This is a genomic window from Kitasatospora sp. cg17-2, from assembly GCF_054031055.1.
Genome location: NZ_CM132923.1, coordinates 7,438,340 through 7,454,507, shown reverse-complemented (window position 1 = coordinate 7,454,507; position 16,168 = coordinate 7,438,340). Strand labels below are relative to the sequence as shown.

Here is a 16,168-nt window from a genome sequence, read left to right as displayed (position 1 = left end):
GGTCCGGTTCTGGGCGGCTGCGGCGGGGGCGTGGGCTGGCGGCGAGGGGGCGGCGGTCCGGGTGCGCGGTGCGGCCCCGGCGGGTGGGGCTGAAGGGGCGCGCGGTAGGGCTGCCGGTCGGAGGCCAAGAATACGGGTGCCCGTTCGAGCCATGCACGCACCCACCGCTCCTCGGGGCGGTGTGGCGTGCCACAGCGCCCGGCCGGGCGCCAGCCGGGTGGGCCGGTCGGGTGGTCCGGCGTCATCGCCCGTCACCGGGGCGTCACCCGGTCGTCGCCGGGTCATCGCCCGTTCGGAGCACGCCGGGCGCGGCCGTCCGGGTCCGTACCGACGGGCCCGGCCGGGCCCGGGGCCGGTGGCGGGTGGTGTCCGGCGCGGGCGAGGGCGGCGAGGTCGACCGGCGCGAGGTACTCGGTCAGCGGTGTCCGGTGCCACCAGGCGCGGGTCTGCCGCAGTTCGCGCCAATCGGTGAACCGGTAGTGGTGGAGGGTCGCCCGGACGTGGGTCGGCGGGGCGTCCGGGAAGGGGTTGTGCCGCAGCAGGCGCAGGGTGTCCGGGTCGTTGACGAGCAGCCGTGCGACGAACGGCAGGAACCACGGCCGGGCGTACCCGGTGGAGATCGCGGCGAACCACATCAGCCAGTCCAGCCGTAGGTGGTAGGGGGCGTACTGGCGCGGGAGGCGGCGGACGTCGCCGGGTTTGCCCTTGAATCCGTACTCCTTCCACACCGTGTGCCGGGTGACCGCCGGTTCGTCCGTCCCTTCGACCACGACCTCCTGCCGGGTGCGGCCGACGCTGCCGAACGCGCCGTAGGTGTTGACCAGATGGAGGCGGTTGAAGGAACGGTTCATGACCTGGTGGGGCGAGACCATGTTGCGGACCGGCCAGTAGCTCAGGACGAGCACGGCGGCGGTGAGCGCCAGGGCCAGGGCCTCGAACCAGGCCGGCGCGGCGGGGTGGGCGCGTGGGTGGACGGGCACACCGAGGCGGACCGGGTCGACGGCGGCGAGCGCGAGCGCGACGGTGAGCCAGTTGAGCCAGGCGAAGTTGCCGGAGGCGATCAGCCAGAGCTGGGTGGCGACGACGACGCAGGCGGCGAAGGTCGCGACCGGCTGCGGGAGGAGCAGGCAGACCGGGACGAGGAGTTGGGTGACGTGGTTGGCGGCTGCCTCGACGCGGTGCAGCGGACCGGGCAGGTGGTGGAAGAACCAGCTGAGCGGACCGGGCATCGGCTGGGTCTCGTGATGGAAGCGCAGGCAGGTCAGATCGCGCCAGCAGCTGTCGCCGCGCAGTTTGATCAGTCCGGCGCCGAACTCGACCCGGAAGACCAGCCAGCGCAGCAGCCACAGGACGGGGGCGGGCGGGGCGATCTCGGCGTTGCCGAGGAAGGCGGCCAGGAAACCCGCTTCGAGCAGCAGCGATTCCCACCCGAACGAGTACCAGGTCTGCCCGACGTTGACGATCGACAGGTAGAGGACCCACAGCACCGCCCAGCAGAGCATCGACACCCCGAGCGGGACGGCGTCGCCGAGACCGGCGAGCAGGGCGGCGGAGAGCGCGGCGCCGGTCAGGGCCGAGGCGGCGAAGAAGCGGTCGCTGTAGTGGAGGTGGAAGAGTCCGGGCGCCTGCCGGAACGGGACCCGGGCGGTGAAGCGGGGCACGGGGAGCATGCCGCGGCTGCCGATCAGGGCGCGGAACTGCCGGGCGGCGGCGAGGAAGGCGATCAGGTAGAGGGCGGCCAGCAGCCGTTGCACGAGCAGTCTGCTGAGCCAGTACTCGGGGGCGGCGAACCACTGCATGCGGCCCATGCCTACCACCGGCGGCGGTCCCGGGAGCCGGTCCGGCCGGGCGGCGGCGGGCGGTTCACCCGGACAGCAGCGCGGCGGGGAGCCTCTCCTCGGGGGTGAGAGGCGCCCCGCCGCGGTGGGACGGCCTGCCGCGGTGGGCGGCCGGTGCAGCGGGTCCCGCCACGACGCGCGGTCGGGGCGCGTTCGGGGCCTGGCCGGGACGTGGGAAGAACACGGGACGGACGTTGGAGGGACGAGGGAAGAACGTGGGAGGAACGTTTCGGAACGTGGTCGGGGCGCGGTGCCGCCGCGGTGGGCGGCCGGTGCTGCGCCGTACGGAACTCCGGTGGTGCGTACGCGGTCCGGGGGGTGACCCGCACGCGGTCCGACCGGGTCGGGGCGGTGGTGCTCAGCCCGGCAGGACGAGGCCGGTCTCCCCCGCGCCGAGGCCGGGGCGGCCGACCGGGGTGGTGCCGTTCTGCTGGAGGCGGTCCACCAGGAGGGCCGCGAGCGTGCCGAGTTCCTCCTCGGTGCGGGACTGCGCGGTGACGTCCATGCCGACCGTCAGCACGCCGGTGACCTGGCCGGTGCGGGCGGTGCGCAGCGGGGTGCAGGTGAAGCTGAAGATCTGCTGCCCGCGCTGGGCCTCGGGGCGCAGGGACTGGACCCGCACCTCGTTGAGGACGGTGGCGCGGCCGGTGTGGTACGCCTCGGAGACCGCCTGCTGGAGGCCGGCGGCGCCGAGTTGGGGGTAGGCCAGGCCGACGGCGCCGTACGCCGCGGGGGCGCCGAAGGTGTCGGCGTGCTGGGCGTTGGCGTAGCGGATCTCCTGGCCGGGCCCGTCGGTGAGCATGATCGGGAACGGCGAGCCGTCGAAGGCCGCGAACATCTCCTGCTGCTGGGCGAGCAGGTTGTCGCGCAGGCGGATCTCGGAGAGCAGGGCCTCGGCGAGGTGCTGGATGTCGCGGAGTCGCTCGCGGCCCCACTGGCGGGGTTCGCGGTCGAGCACGCAGACGGTGCCGATGACGGTGTTGGTGTCGTCGACGAGCGGGGCGCCGAGGTAGGCGCGGACGCCCAGTTCGTCGACGACCGGGTTACCGGCGAACCGGGGGTAGGCGAGGATGTCGTCGAGCGCGAGGGGGGAACGCTGCGCGACGACGTGGGGGCAGAAGCCGTGACTCAGCGGCATCTCCCGGGTCGGAAGGTCGAAGGCGATGCCGCGATCGGCCCACGAGGAGCCTTCTTCGGCCACCGCATCGGTCGAGTTTGGCGGGATGTAGAGCCCCCGGAACATCTGGCGCTCGTCGTTGATGAAGTTGACCATCGCGATGGGGGCGCGGGTGATGCTGGCGGCCAGGTGGGCGAAGCGGTCGAAGGCCTCGTCCGCGGCGGGCTCGTTGAGGCCCAGGCTGCGCAGCCTGCGGGCCCTCTCGGACTCCCCGGCGGCACCCGGGAACTGGCCTTGAGTGCTCATCACATCAGTCATGGCGCACATGTAATCAGACATCCGGCGCCTTACGCGCTCCCGACCCCTCCCCTTCCCCACTGCTGATGCTCAGTCAAAGCCGCATGTCGGCGGCGAGGCGACAGGCGGCCCACCTGCGGGCGGCGGAGGGCCGTCCGGCGGGCCGCCGGGCGGGAACGGCTCGGGAACCGCCGGGCAACCGGAACGGAAGCGGCGGACAACCGGAACGGCAGGTGGCACAAACCCCGGATCCCAAAAGCGGGACAGGTCACTTCCCCGCCGGACGCCGCTTCAATCCCCGGCAGTCCGTGAACGGCCCGAATCGCGCCAATCCAAGATCCACTGTAGAGCGCTTACGGCACACATATGACAATGAGCCCTGCCGAAAAACGGCGGTCCCCAAGGGCAGCGTGGGCCACCGCCGGCACATCCGCACGCACCGGCTGCAACTCAGGGGCAACCGGCCGCCACCGTCACTCCCCCACCCCTCGGCGGCCGAAGCGGATCGGCTGCACGGACGGAGGCACATCCACCGAACGACCCGAACCGAGAGGACCTGGTATGGCGATGGACTACTTCACCGACGAGCGACACGAGAGCCTCCGAGCGGAGGTACGCGAGTTCGCGGAGAAGGAAGTGCGCCCGCAGGTGGCCAGAATGGAGGCCGAGCGCCAGGTCGAATTCGAGCTCGCGCGGGAGATCGCCCGACGTGGCTGGATCGGGGTCACCATCCCGCGCGAATTCGGCGGACTGGGGCTGGGACACCTGGCCAAAACCGTGATCGTCGAGGAACTCTCGCGCGTCAGCGGCGCGATGGGGGCGATCGCGCAGGCCTCGCAGCTCGGCGTCGCCAAGGTCATCCACTTCGGCAGCGACACCCAGCGCCGCCACTGGCTGCCCAGGTTCGCCAACGGGACGGCGCTGCCCACGATCGCCGTCACCGAGCCGGAGTCCGGCGGCCATGTGCTCGGCATGAGCGGCACCGCCAGGCGCGACGGCGACGAGTACGTGCTCAACGGCCGCAAGTGGTTCGTGGGCAATTCGCACATCGGTGACGTGCACGGGGTGGTGCTGCGCACCGGCGAGGGCAGCAAGGGGCTGTCCGCGTTCCTGGTGGAGAGCGACCGCCCGGGCTTCCGCACCGGCGAACTGGGCTCGCAGAGCGGTCTGCACGGCTTCAGCTTCGGCGAACTCGTCTTCGAGGACTGCCGGATCCCGGCCGCCAACCGGCTGGGCCTGGAGAGCCAGGGCCTGGACGTGGCGTACTCGTCCTCGACCCTCTACGGGCGGCTGAACCTGGCGGCGGTCGCGCTCGGCATCCACCGGGCGATCGTCGAGGACACCGCGCGGTTCGCCGAGGAGCGCATCATGTACGGCAAGCCGCTGTCCCAGCTGCCCAACATCGCGCTGAAGCTGGGCGAGATGCAGTCCCGGCTGATGACCGCCAAGCTCGCCGCGTACCACGCCTCGCACCAGCTGGACCACGGCCGGCCGTGCGACGCCGAACTGATGAACGCCAAGCTCATCAACACCGAGTACGCGCTGGACTCGGCGCGCAACGCGATGGAGATCCACGCCGCCCGCGGCCTGCACGCCGACTTCCACATCGAGCGCTATCTGCGCGACGCCACCCACGTCTACCCGCCGGCCGGCACCTCGGACGTCCAGCGGCTGCGGCTGGGCCAGGTGGCCTCGGGCACCTACGGGAAGCAGTGGTCGGCCGAGCTCGCCCATCTGGCCAGCTGGGCGTGGACCGAGCTGGCCGAGCGCGAGGCCGGGGCGGAGGCACAGGCGCAGGGCGCGTCGGCGGCCGTGCTGCGGATGCCGCTGGCGGGCTGACCCGGGCAGGGGCGAGGCCTCCCCACAGGCGCTCTTGACACGTCCCTGACGGCTTTCCGGCGGCCGAACGCCGGCCTCCGGAAAGCCGCCAGGGACACCCCTCACCTCCCCCTACCTGCCGGAACGACCCCCGGGGCCGACCCCGGTCGGGCCCGCCGCGCCGTCATCACCCGTTCACATATCGTCAGTTGATGTTGCCCAGAGGGCACCTGGGGCTGGTAGCGTGCCTGCAGTCGGCGGCCGTGCAGCATCCGTCCGGACGGTGACAGGACGTCACCACATCCGGCAACCCTCCGGGCACCGCCGGCCGTGGCGCCCCGCGACCGCGGTCGGACCGCACACGGACAACCGCCGTTCGGCCCTGCTACAAGGAATCAGATGCCAGGCATATCGGCCCCCCGGACGGGCCACCGCGCCGGCCGGTCCGGCTCCCTCCGCAGCTCGCTCCTCGCCCTCGCGGTGGTCCCCTGCCTCGGCCTCGCCGCCGCCTGGGGCTACGCCGCCTACCTGCTGCGCGACGCCGGGGAGCGCACCGCCCTCTACGGCGGCACCGCGGTGGTCGTCGCCGTCCTGCTCTGGAGCCTGGTCCGCGGCCTGCGCGCCGCGCGCACCCTCCCGGGCCGGCTCGCCGACCTCCACGCCGAGACCCTGGCCCTCGCCCAGCACGAGATCCCGCAGGTCGTCGGACGGCTCCAGGCCGGCGAATCGGTCCCGACCCCGCCCGCCTGGACCCCCTCCCGGCGGATCGGCGACGAGGTCCAGCAGACCGCCGACGGCCTCGCCGCCGTCCGGCAGGCCGCCGTCGCCGCGATCGTCCACCAGGCCCAGGGCCGCGAGGGGACGAAGAAGGTCTTCCTCAACATCGCCCGGCGCACCCAGATCCTGATCCACCGCCAGATCAGCATGCTGGACGCGCTGGAGCGCGAGCACGAGGAACCCGAGCTGCTGCGCGAACTGTTCGCGGTCGACCACCTCGCCACCCGGATGCGGCGCAACGCCGAGAACCTGGTCATCCTGGGCGGCGCCCTGCCCGCCCGGCGCTGGCGCAACGCCGTCCCCATGGTGAACGTGCTGCGCAGCGCCGTCTCGGAGACCGAGAACTACTCGCGCGTCGTCGTCCAGGGCGTGCCCCGGGCCTCGCTCAGCGGCCAGGCCGTCGCCGACGTGATCCACCTCGTCGCCGAACTGATCGAGAACGGCACCACCTTCTCCCCGCCCTACACCCAGGTGCAGGTCTCCGCGCAGGAGGTGCCCAAGGGCCTGGCGGTGGAGGTCGAGGACCGCGGCCTCGGCATGGCCGAGGACGAGTACGAGCGGCTCAACGACTACCTGGCCAACCCGCCCGAGCTGGACGTCTCCGCGCTCGGCGACGACCTGCGGCTCGGCCTGTTCGTGGTCGCGCGGCTCGCGGCGCGGCACGACATCCAGGTCACCCTGCGGCCCTCGCCGTACGGCGGGACCAGGGCCGTGGTGCTGGTGCCCGCGCTGCTGCTGGAGCAGGCCGGGCAGCCGGCCGCCCTCCCCGGTCTGCCGTCCGGCGCCCGGGTCACCCGGACGCCCGTGCCCGACCTGCCGCCCGGCGGCGGGGCGGACGCGGACGCGGAGCTCGGCGAGATCGACCAGGAGCTGTCCGGCGCGCTCGCCGGGGTCCTGGGCGGGCTGCTGGGTACCCGGCCGAGTGCGGGACAGGGGCAGGGTTCGGAGGCCGTCGTGACGGAGGGGCTCCCGGCCCCCGGTGCGGCTCCGGCTCTCGGTGCGACTCCGGCCTTCGGTGCGGCTCCGACTCTCGGTGCGGCTCCGGCTTTCGCTCCGGTCCCGATTCAGGCTCCGGCTCCCGTCGCGGACCCGGTTCCGTACGGTGGCGACCCGACCGGCGTGCTCGCCGGTACGGCGGACCGGTTCGACGGCAGCGTGGTGATCGGCGAACTGCTCGCGCGCTACCCCCAGGGCGGCACCCGCGACGAGGACGACCCGACGGTCAACGCCGGTCTGTCAGTGGGCTCGTCCATCCCCGGGCTGCCGGGCGCCGTGGTGGTGGCCCGACCGGCCATGCCGCGGCCCTACGACGACCAGGGGGACGAGCCCGGACCGGACGGGGCTCCGGCAGCGGCCGGGGCCCGGGAGCCGGCGGCCGACGGCGGCGACGGGCCGACGACCGCGCTCGCGGCACTCGCGGCGGCGACGGCGGCGGCCTCGGCAGCGACGGCCCCGGCGGCCGCACCGGCGCCCACGCACCAGCGCGCCGAGGAGACCGCGCCGGAGCTCGGCCCCGACGGCGAGCTGCGCACCCCGCGCGTGCTGCCGCAGCGGGTCCGCAACGCCAGCCTCGCCGAGCAGCTGCGCGAGGCCAACGCGCCGGGCGCGGCGTTCGGCCACCCCGGCCCCGGCGCGTACGGACGGCCCGGCACCCCCGCCCCCGCCTCCGCCCCGCACGGCCGCGGCGGCCCGTCGGCCCCCGACGCTGCCGACGGCGTCGGCGGGACCGGCTCCTTCGGACCGTCCGCGGACGACTCCGCGCCGCAGCGCTCGCGGGCCACCATGGCCGCCATCCAGCGCGGCACCCGCACCGCCCGTGCGACGACACCCGACGCGGACGCGCCGGCCACGCCCTCCGCCCCGGCCGCACCTTCCGCAGCTAAGGAACAGCAGTGATGACGCAGTACACCGATACCCAGCGCGACCTCAACTGGCTGCTGGACCAGCTGGTGGCGCGGGTCCCGGAGACCCGGCACGCCATCGTCCTCTCCGAGGACGGCCTGCTGATCGGGCTCTCCCAGGACCTGGACCGGGCCGACGCCGAGCACCTGTCGGCCGTGGCCTCCGGCCTGCAGAGCCTGGCCCGCGGCGCCGGCCACCGGTTCAACGGCGGGCGGGTCCGGCAGACCGTGATCGAGATGGACCAGCTGTTCCTGTTCGTCACGACCGCCGGCCAGGGCGCCCGGCTCGCCGTGCTCACCAGCGAGGCGGTCGACGCCGGGCTGATGGCCTACGAGATCAACATGCTGGTGAAGCAGGTCGGCCAGTACCTCACCGCGGCGCCGCGCAGCGACGCCGGCCAGCCGGGCGTGGGTGGCGGTGCGTGACCGTCGACGCCGACGAGGCCTGGTTCTTCGACAAGGACGCGGGCCATCTGGTCCGCCCTTACGCCATCACCAACGGGCGTACCGGACCGGTCCGTGACGGATTCGCGCTGATCACCCTGGTGGTCACCGCCGACCCGCGCACGGACACCAGCCGACTGACGCCCGAACCGGCCGCGATCCTGGACCTCTGCCGCGAACGCCCGCTGGCGGTGGCCGAGATCGCGGCCACCATGGACCTTCCGGTGAGCGTGGTCAAGGTCTTACTCGACGACCTCGCCGAGGCCAGGATGATCCTCACCCGGGCCCCCGTCCAGCTCGCCGAGGCACCGGACATCGCGTTGATCCGGGCTGTGATCGAGGGTGTCCGGCGACTCTGACCGGGTCGGGCCAGTGCGGGTCGGGCCTGTGCGGCTCGGGCCCGTGCGGGTCGCCCTCCGCTCCCCAGCTTTTCGAGTTCCCAGCTCTTCCGACCTTTCGCTCAGTTCCTCTCCAGGAGACCAGACGTGACGACCCAGAGCCTGGTGCCGGGCGCGGTCAAGATCCTCGTGGCCGGCGGCTTCGGCGTCGGCAAGACCACCATGGTCGGCTCGGTCAGTGAGATCGAACCGCTCCAGACCGAGGAACGGATGACCCGGGCCAGCATCGGGGTCGACAGCCTCGACGGCGTCCAGGGCAAGTCGACGACCACCGTCGCGATGGACTTCGGCCGGATCACCGTCCGGCAGGACCTGGTGCTCTACCTGTTCGGCACCCCGGGCCAGTTCCGGTTCTGGTTCATGTGGGACGACCTGGCCCTCGGCGCGCTCGGCGCGATCGTGCTGGCCGACACCCGCCGACTGGAGTCCAGCTTCGCCGCCGTCGACTTCTTCGAGCAGCGCGGCATCCCGTTCGCCATCGGCGTCAACTGCTTCCACGGGCGCCGCGACTGCACCCCCGACGACGTCCGGCGCGCGCTGGACCTCGACGCGGGTGTGCCGGTCGTGCTCTGCGACGTCCGGGAGCGCGCGTCCAGCAAGGAACTGCTGCTCGCGCTGCTGGACCGGGTCCACGAGGACGCGCTCAGCTCACGGCGCTGAGCGCCGGCCGTCGGGACGGCCGTTCTCCGAGTGCCCCGACGTCCTGCTCCCCCGCGCCGTGCTCAGGAGGCGGCCGGGGTGGCGGGCGCCGGCTCCAGGTCGTGGAGCGCGCGCACCAGCGGCGCCAGTTCGGGGACGTCGGCGGCCCCGGTGAGCGTCGCCTCCAGGGTCGCGTCGTGCAACGGCCGCGCCGCCCGGAGCAGTTCGCGGCCCTGCGCGGTCAGCTCGGTGTAGATGCCGCGCCGGTCGTCCGCGCACAGGTAGCGGCCGAGCAGCCCGCGCTCCTCCAGCCGGCTCACCAGCCGGGTGGTGGCGCTGCTGCTGAGCGCCGCCGCGCGGGCCAGCTGCTGCATCCGCATGTGCCAGCCGTCCTGCCGCGACAGCGCCTCCAGCACCGTGTACTCGACCACGGAGAGCCGGTACTCGGCCTGCAGCGCCTTCTCCAGGGCCGAGTCGATCAACCCGTGCAGCGCGGCGAGCGTGCGCCAGCCGCTGGCGCGGATCTCGGCGGCGTCGTCCTGGATCCCCATGGCTCGCGTCTCCCTGCTCGGATCATGTGCTCGTACGGTCCTGCCGTGCGGCAGTGCAACTCCGGTGACGTCCTGCGGGCTCCTGCCCCGGGCGGCCGGCCCCCTCCGGCAGACCACCGGCCGTTCGAACGTTCCGCTTCGTTCAAGTATGCCATTTGGCGCGGCATATCTGCTTGTGCAAATAGTTCTCCTTATGACCGATTGCCGGGAACCTCCTGGGTCCAGGCGGTCGCGCAGAGTGCCGAGGCCAGCTCCTCCTCGTACCAGGCCGCCGCCAACCAGGCGGCCGCGAAGGCGCCGTGGTCGTCCGCGACCACCCGGCCGAAGACGTCGCGCGGCTGGTCCACCGCCGTCGCGAGCAGCCCCTCCAGCAGCGATGCCCCGGTGGCCAGCCCCGCCGACCGCAGCCGGGCCCGGTCGCCGCGCGCCGCCCCGGTCCCCAGCGCCAGCACCGCCCGGCCGCCGGTCACCGCCTGCTCCACCCGGCGGGACAGCAGGTGCACCGGCGTGGCCGGTGGGAGCGACCCCGCCGTCGGGGCCGTGAGCGGCGGGGCGGCGTCCAGCGGCGGGGCCGCGTCCCGGGGCGGGAGGGTCAGGTCCGCCGTCTGGAGCCGTTCCAGGCCGAGGTTGACCCGGCCGGCGCGATCGGCGGGCAGGGCGAGCGACGGGCTCGGGGCTTCCGGGGCTCGCTCCTCCGCGGGGCGGCCGGACGGGGGCTCGCCGACGGCCAGCAGACGCAGCTCCGGACGGGCCGAGCGCTCCAGGCGGCCGATCACCCGCAGCCGCAGGCCCGGGGCGGTCGCGAGCAGGGCGAGGTTGCCCCGGTGGGCGAGCCCCGGGTGGTCGTGCGCGGCGCGCAGCGCCAGCACCACTCCCCCGCAGTCCGCCAGCAGGCGCGGCTCCCCGCCCGACCCGTACGGGACCGCCCCGAGCAGCGTCACGTCCAGGAACAGGAGTTCGCCCCCGGCCGGCCGGACCTCCGGGGGAAGCGCTGCCGCGCCGAGCGCCCGCGCCACCTGGGCGGCGGGCGGCTCGGCCCAGAGCCGGGCCGCGGGCTCGGCCGTCCAGGCCGCTCCCGCCGCGCGCACCGCCCGGACCGCGGCGCCCGCCCCGAGCCGCCCGGCCGCCGACCTGGTCGCGCCCTGCACGGCCAGCCCCGCCCGGGTGAACTCGCGGTGGCTGAGCATCGCGTCACCCAGCCGGACCGCCCGGTTGCCGGCGCCGACCGCCTGCGGCGCCGCCGCGGCGGCGTCGGTGTGCGGCATGATCTCGGCCATCGTGTGCAGGCCGCCGCCCGCGTCGACCGCCCAGGTGAGCACGCCCGCGTGGGTGGCCGTCAGCACCGGCTCGGAGAAGAGTCCGTACAGCCGCAGTCCGCCCGCCGCCGTGTACACCTGGCGGGCCGTCCCCCGGAGGGCGGCGACGCCCGGACCGGCGGTGTCCGTCGCCGCCGCGGCGGACAGGGCCGTGCTGAGGCCGAGCAGCTCGCGCAGACCGGCCACCAGGTCGGCGAGCCGGTGGTCCGGCTCGCCCGACCGGGCCGCCCGGATCCGGGTGACCACCGCCACCGCCGCGGCCGCCGGCCGGTGCAGCCCGGCCAGCCGGGCCCGGTGGGCCGCCCGCAGCAGCTCCGCCTGGAGCACCGCGCCCGTACCGCCCACGCCCGCCGCGAGTACGGCGGAGCCCACCCGGTGCAGCTGGGCGACGGCGGCGCGTTCGGCAGCTCCGAGCGTTCCGCTTGCTGGCGCGTCGCCCGGCGGAGCTCCGGGGGAAGGGACCGGGGCGGTGGCCGGGGACTCGCCGGCGGCGAGCCCCGGTGCGGACTGACCGGCCCGGCCGGCCTGCTCTGCCGGTTCGGCCTGCTCCGTCGGTGGTTCGCCGTCGGCCAGCGGGCAGACCGTGACGGCCGCCGCCCGGTGCACGCAGGCGGGTGCCAGCAGGCAACCGCAGCGCACATCGTCCGACGTGGCGACCACCCCGCCCGGCGCGTGCAGGACGAGCTCCGTCTCCTCGTCCACGGCGATCCGCCAGTCCTCGCCCGTCCGTTCCACCGGCCGTTCGGCCAGTTTGGCGGCGGCCCCGTCCAGCCGCTTCTGCAGGCGCGCCGACAGCCCGGCCACCACCTCGGCGACCACCTCCGGTCGCACCGCCGGCCACTCCACCCGCGAACCCGCCACGCCCTGCACCGCCTCCGTCATCGGACCTTCTCCCCCACCCAGCGCGCCAGTTCGAGCGGGCTGAGCGCCGCCACCGGCATCCCGGCCGCGACCAACTGGCCCGCGATCGCCTTCGAGTACCGGGCGGTGCCGGTGTCGTCCAGTGCGGCGCAGCCCAGCAGGTGGCACCCGGAGTCGACCAGCGCCCGGGTCTGCGCGAGCAGACCGCCCACCGGACCGCCCTCCTCGAAGTCGCTGACCACCGCGATCAGCGTGCGGGACGGCACCGTCACCAGCTCCCGCGCGTACTTCAGTCCGGCGGCGATGTGGGTGCCGCCGCCGATCCGGACCTCCAGCAGCAGGCCGAGCGGATCCGTCACCCGGTCGGTCAGGTCCACCACCTCGGTCGAGAACGCGACGAAGTGCGTGCTCAGCGAGGGCACTCCCGCCAGGATCGACGCGGTCAGCGCCGCCCAGACCGTGGACGACTCCATCGAGCCGGAGACGTCCACGACCAGGATCAGGCGCCAATCGGACGCCTGCTTGGCCCGGGTGCGGAACACCGGGCGCTCCGGCACGATCACCATGCGGCCCGGCTCGGTGTCGCTGCCTGTGCCTGTGCCTGTGCCTGTGCCGGCCGAGGGGGCGGCGGGGCGGGCGGTCGCCAGGTTGGCGCGGATGGTGCGGTGCAGGTCCAGGCCGCCGCCGGGGCGCCGACTCGGACGCGGCACGCTGATCCCGGTGAGCGCGGGGCGCAGCCTGGTCGCCAGTTCCCGGCTCAACTCGTCGACGAGGCGCCGGACCAGCGGGCGCAGCGCGGCCAACCGGGCCTCGGGCAGACCGCCCGCGTGCTCCAGAACGGTGCGCAACAGGTCGACCGACGGCCGGACGGCACCCGGGTCGATCGCCTCCAGGGCGTCACCGCGGCCGTGGGCCACGGCCGCCGCCAGCACCTCCTCCCGGATGCCGGGCCCGAACAGGGCCGTCAGCTCCTCGGACCACTCGCGCACACCCGGGTACGGCGCCTCGCGGCCGCCCCGGTTGCCGCCCGCCCCGCCCCGGCCGTCCAGACCGGGGCCGGAGCCCTCGCCGTGCCCGGTGCCGTAGAGCTCGTCGAGCGCGGACGCGAGCCGCGAGGCCCGGCTGCCGGGGCGGCCGCTGCCCGGGCGGCCGAGGAGCAGCCGCCAGCGCTCGGCCGTGCCGAGGGCGTGGGAGCCGGACGGCGCGGGCGCGGGGACGGGTTCGGGTTCGGGTTCGGGGGCGGGTGCCCTGTCGGTGGGTGCCTCGTCGGTGGGTGCCGGGAGGCTCGGTGGGAGCAGCCCCAGGCGGGCGAGCGCGGAGCGGGCCGCGAGGTCGGCACGCGACCAGTCGGCCAGCAGGGCGGGCGGCACCTCCTCCGGCAGCGCGTCCAGCCGGGCTCCGAGGCGCTCCTCGACAAGCGTCAGCAGCCGCTCCCGGGCTGCCGGGCTGAGCGTGTCGAACCCGCCGCGCAGGGCGGGCAGACGGTCCAGGAAGGCGTTGTCCGGGAGGGTGGCGATCCGCTCCAGCAGTGGTTCGAGCACCTCGGGGGCGGTGGAAAGCAACCCCTCCGCGGCCGTCAGCAGACCGACCAGCGACCGGCCCAGGGCGTGCCGGGCGTCGGGCCCGGTGGCGCCGTCCACCCAGGAGGCGGCCCGGTCACCGAACACCCCCGGGACCTCCTGCCGGAGCAGCACCCGCACCGCACCGGCCGCACCGCGCACCAAGGGACTCCCCCGGTCGGCGAGTTCGGCCAGCGCGTGGCGCAGCCGCAGACCGCCGGAGAGATCGGCCCGCCGGGCCAGCTCGACCAGCGCCCTGGCGTCGTCGGCCTCGTCCGAGCCGCCCAACCCCTCCAACTGCCGCACCGCCGCCACCGTCACCACCTCTGCGGCGGCGGCCACAGCGGCCAGGAACGAGTCCTCCGCCCCGGGGCCGGTGGGGTCGGTCGGGCCGGTAGCGGCGGGGTCGGCGGGGCTGGTGGAGCCGGTGGCGGTCGGGCCGGTGGCGGTCGGGCTGGTGGCGGTCGGGCTGGTAGCAACGGGGCCCGCCGCGGCGGGGCCGGTGGAGCCGGTCGGGCCGGTAGCGGCGGGGCTGGCGGAACCCGTGGTGGTCGAGCCGGTGGCGGCCGGGCCGGTAGAGATCGTCGGGCCGGTCACGGCAGGGCTCACCAGACCGGTGGCGGTCGGGCCGGTCACGGCGGGGCCCGCCGCAGCGGAGCCGGGCGCGGTGGGTCCCCCGCCCCCGGGAACGGGCGAGGGGAGAGCCACCAGGGCGGTGCCGGTGGCGGCCAACGGGTCGGCCGCAGCACCGGGGTCGGGGATGCCGGAGGCCAGGGCCGCTGCCGCTCCCGGGAGCGGGCGGTGGGTGGCGGTGAGGCGGTCGAGGAGGGCGAGGGCGTCGAGGAGTTCGGGCAGGGTGCCGCTCTCCGGGAGGACGGCCGTGAGCTGGGTGAGACGGGTGCCGGTGAGGGCCGGGAGGCCGCAGGCGTCGGCGTCGGCGAGGCCCCGGAGGACCTCGCGGGCGGTCGGGCCGTCGGCCTGCCGCTCCCGGCGCAGCCGCTCGCGCAGGGCTCCCTCGGCGGCCTGGGCCGGGGTGACACCCTGGGTGCCGGCGACGGTGAGCATCGCGGCGACGGCCGGGGTCCAGCGGACCCGCCAGCGGGTGGTGAGGGTCTCGGTGCCGCCCGCTCCGGTCGCCTCGACCGGTTCGGCGTAGGGAACGCCGCAGGCGGTCAGCCTCTGGAGCAGGACTTCGCGGCGGCGGTCGAGGGACGAGCGGAGCGGGTCGAGGCGCAGCTCGCGCGGGGTGGGCTCGGCGGAGTCGCCGGGGCCGGGCAGACCGAGCTCGGCGAGGAGCCGCTCGACGGCGGGGGCGAGGCCGCTGCGCGGGGCGGCCGGGGTGGGCGCGCCGGTCCGGGTGCCGACCAGGACCCGTTCCAGTGCGCGGGCCACCGCCCGGCCCCGGCCGAGCGGTTCGCCCTGGGCCAGGGCGGTCTGCACGGCTTCGATCAGCTCGCCCCGGCCGGGGGCCGCGAGGCCGCGCAGCCGGGCGAGGTCGCCGGCGAGGCGGACGACCTCGCGGGCGTCGGCCGGGCCGGAGGGGTGGTCCTGGCCGCGCAGGGCCTCGCAGATCCGCACGGCGGTGGTGATCAGCGCCTCGGCCAGCCGGTCCTGGTCCCCGGCGGCGTCGAGCACGGTGTGCTGCCACTCGGGGTCGCGGATGCCGGCCGGGTAACCGGAGCGGGCGTCGAGCAGCGGGTAGGTGTAGGGGATCAGGGAGACGACGTGGCGACCGTCCGGCACCTGGTCGGGGGTGAGAACGAGGTCGGGGTCGGGCCCGGGTGTCCCGGCGCCGTCCGCCCCCGCCGGGACGAGCGCGGGCGCGTGGAAGGCGCCGACGACGGCGGCGACACGGCGGCCGCCCTCGGCCGCCTCCTCGATGCGCGCCCGCATCCAGGCCTCGCGCCGCAGGTCGTACGGGTCGACGCCGGTGCCGTCCCGGGCGTCGCGGCGCAGCGCCCAGCCGACCAGCAGCGCGGCGCGACGGACGGCCTCCGGGGTGGAACCGGGGGCGGCGGTCTCGACGAGGCGGTCCCAGAGGTCCTCGTCGTCCTCGCGGCCGGTGAGGCGGTGGCGGAGGGCGTCGGCGACACCGGGCCGGGGAGTACCGGGACCGGTGCCGTCGCGGTGGGCGTACCGGTCGCGGACGGCGAGGGGCAGGTCGCAGGCGACCGTCTCGACGCCGTGCCGGCGGGCCCAGCGCAGGGCGGCGAGCTCGGGCGAGAAGTCGGCGAACGGGTAGAAGGCGAGCCCGGCGCCGTCGGCCGCGTCGTCCGGGCGGTCGGCGGCGGGCGCGGCGGCGAGGGCGACCGGGGCCCGGGTGGCCTCGTCCGCGAGCAGGTCCAGCCAGGGCTGGAACTCCGCGGGCAGCTCGACCAGCAGGACGTCGGGCCGGGCGGCGTCCAGCAGCGCGGGCACGACGACGCTGAGCGAAGGGGCGTGGTGACGCACCCCGATCAGGAAGGGCCCGGGTGCGTCGAGGCCGGAGGCGGCCAGTCGGGCCGCCTCGGTCGCGACCGTCCCTCGCGGGTCGTCGTGGCCGAGGTCCGCCCCGCCGGGCGGCGCCGCGCTGCTCATGTGTTCACCTCTCGGTGGAAGTTCGGGGAGGGGGAAGGGAGGAGGGGGAGGGGGAGGGGGATGTGCGGGGCCGGG

General features: G+C 75.5%; 10 protein-coding genes. 5 read left to right on the top strand and 5 right to left on the bottom strand.

What is annotated here, in order from left to right:
• Positions 1-281 precede the first annotated feature (281 nt).
• Complete coding sequence (locus tag ACW14Y_RS31310; protein ID WP_456988301.1) at positions 282-1,799, bottom strand: lipase maturation factor family protein; 1,518 nt, start codon at positions 1,797-1,799, stop codon at positions 282-284.
• 397 nt (positions 1,800-2,196) lie between these two features.
• A complete protein-coding gene (locus ACW14Y_RS31305) occupies positions 2,197-3,261 on the bottom strand; it encodes a GAF domain-containing protein (protein ID WP_380307185.1) in 1,065 nt (354 codons plus the stop codon).
• 558 nt (positions 3,262-3,819) lie between these two features.
• On the opposite strand from ACW14Y_RS31305, the gene ACW14Y_RS31300 reads away from it, so the two are divergent.
• The 5 genes from ACW14Y_RS31300 to ACW14Y_RS31280 all read left to right on the top strand — a co-directional run bounded on the left by ACW14Y_RS31300 (position 3,820) and on the right by ACW14Y_RS31280 (position 9,250).
• Positions 3,820-5,091 (top strand): acyl-CoA dehydrogenase family protein, encoded by a 1,272-nt coding sequence (locus ACW14Y_RS31300; protein WP_380307200.1) that lies wholly within the window; start codon positions 3,820-3,822, stop codon positions 5,089-5,091.
• Between the two features lie 378 nt (positions 5,092-5,469).
• Positions 5,470-7,743: an ATP-binding protein gene (locus ACW14Y_RS31295; protein ID WP_456984248.1), complete on the top strand. Its 2,274-nt coding sequence runs from the start codon at positions 5,470-5,472 to the stop codon at positions 7,741-7,743.
• Positions 7,743-8,174 carry a roadblock/LC7 domain-containing protein gene (locus ACW14Y_RS31290; protein WP_030391836.1) on the top strand — a complete coding sequence of 144 codons (432 nt, stop codon included), beginning with the start codon at positions 7,743-7,745 and terminating at the stop codon, positions 8,172-8,174. Before ACW14Y_RS31295 ends, ACW14Y_RS31290 begins: the two co-directional genes overlap by 1 nt.
• A complete protein-coding gene (locus tag ACW14Y_RS31285) occupies positions 8,171-8,551 on the top strand; it encodes a DUF742 domain-containing protein (protein WP_030391835.1) in 381 nt (126 codons plus the stop codon). Before ACW14Y_RS31290 ends, ACW14Y_RS31285 begins: the two co-directional genes overlap by 4 nt.
• A 126-nt stretch (positions 8,552-8,677) precedes the next feature.
• A complete protein-coding gene (locus ACW14Y_RS31280; RefSeq protein ID WP_380384438.1) occupies positions 8,678-9,250 on the top strand; it encodes a GTP-binding protein in 573 nt (190 codons plus the stop codon).
• Positions 9,251-9,312: 62 nt separating this feature from the next.
• Here ACW14Y_RS31280 and ACW14Y_RS31275 read toward each other — a convergent pair whose 3' ends face one another.
• The 3 genes from ACW14Y_RS31275 to ACW14Y_RS31265 form a co-directional block, all read right to left on the bottom strand.
• Entirely contained in the window at positions 9,313-9,780 is a 468-nt protein-coding gene (locus ACW14Y_RS31275; protein ID WP_380307177.1) for a MarR family winged helix-turn-helix transcriptional regulator, read from the bottom strand.
• 191 nt (positions 9,781-9,971) lie between these two features.
• On the bottom strand, positions 9,972-11,978 hold the full coding sequence (locus ACW14Y_RS31270; protein WP_456984246.1) for a hypothetical protein: 2,007 nt from the start codon (positions 11,976-11,978) through the stop codon (positions 9,972-9,974).
• Positions 11,975-16,093 carry a DUF5682 family protein gene (locus tag ACW14Y_RS31265; RefSeq protein WP_456984244.1) on the bottom strand — a complete coding sequence of 1,373 codons (4,119 nt, stop codon included), beginning with the start codon at positions 16,091-16,093 and terminating at the stop codon, positions 11,975-11,977. Before ACW14Y_RS31265 ends, ACW14Y_RS31270 begins: the two co-directional genes overlap by 4 nt.
• Between the last annotated feature and the right edge of the window lie 75 nt (positions 16,094-16,168).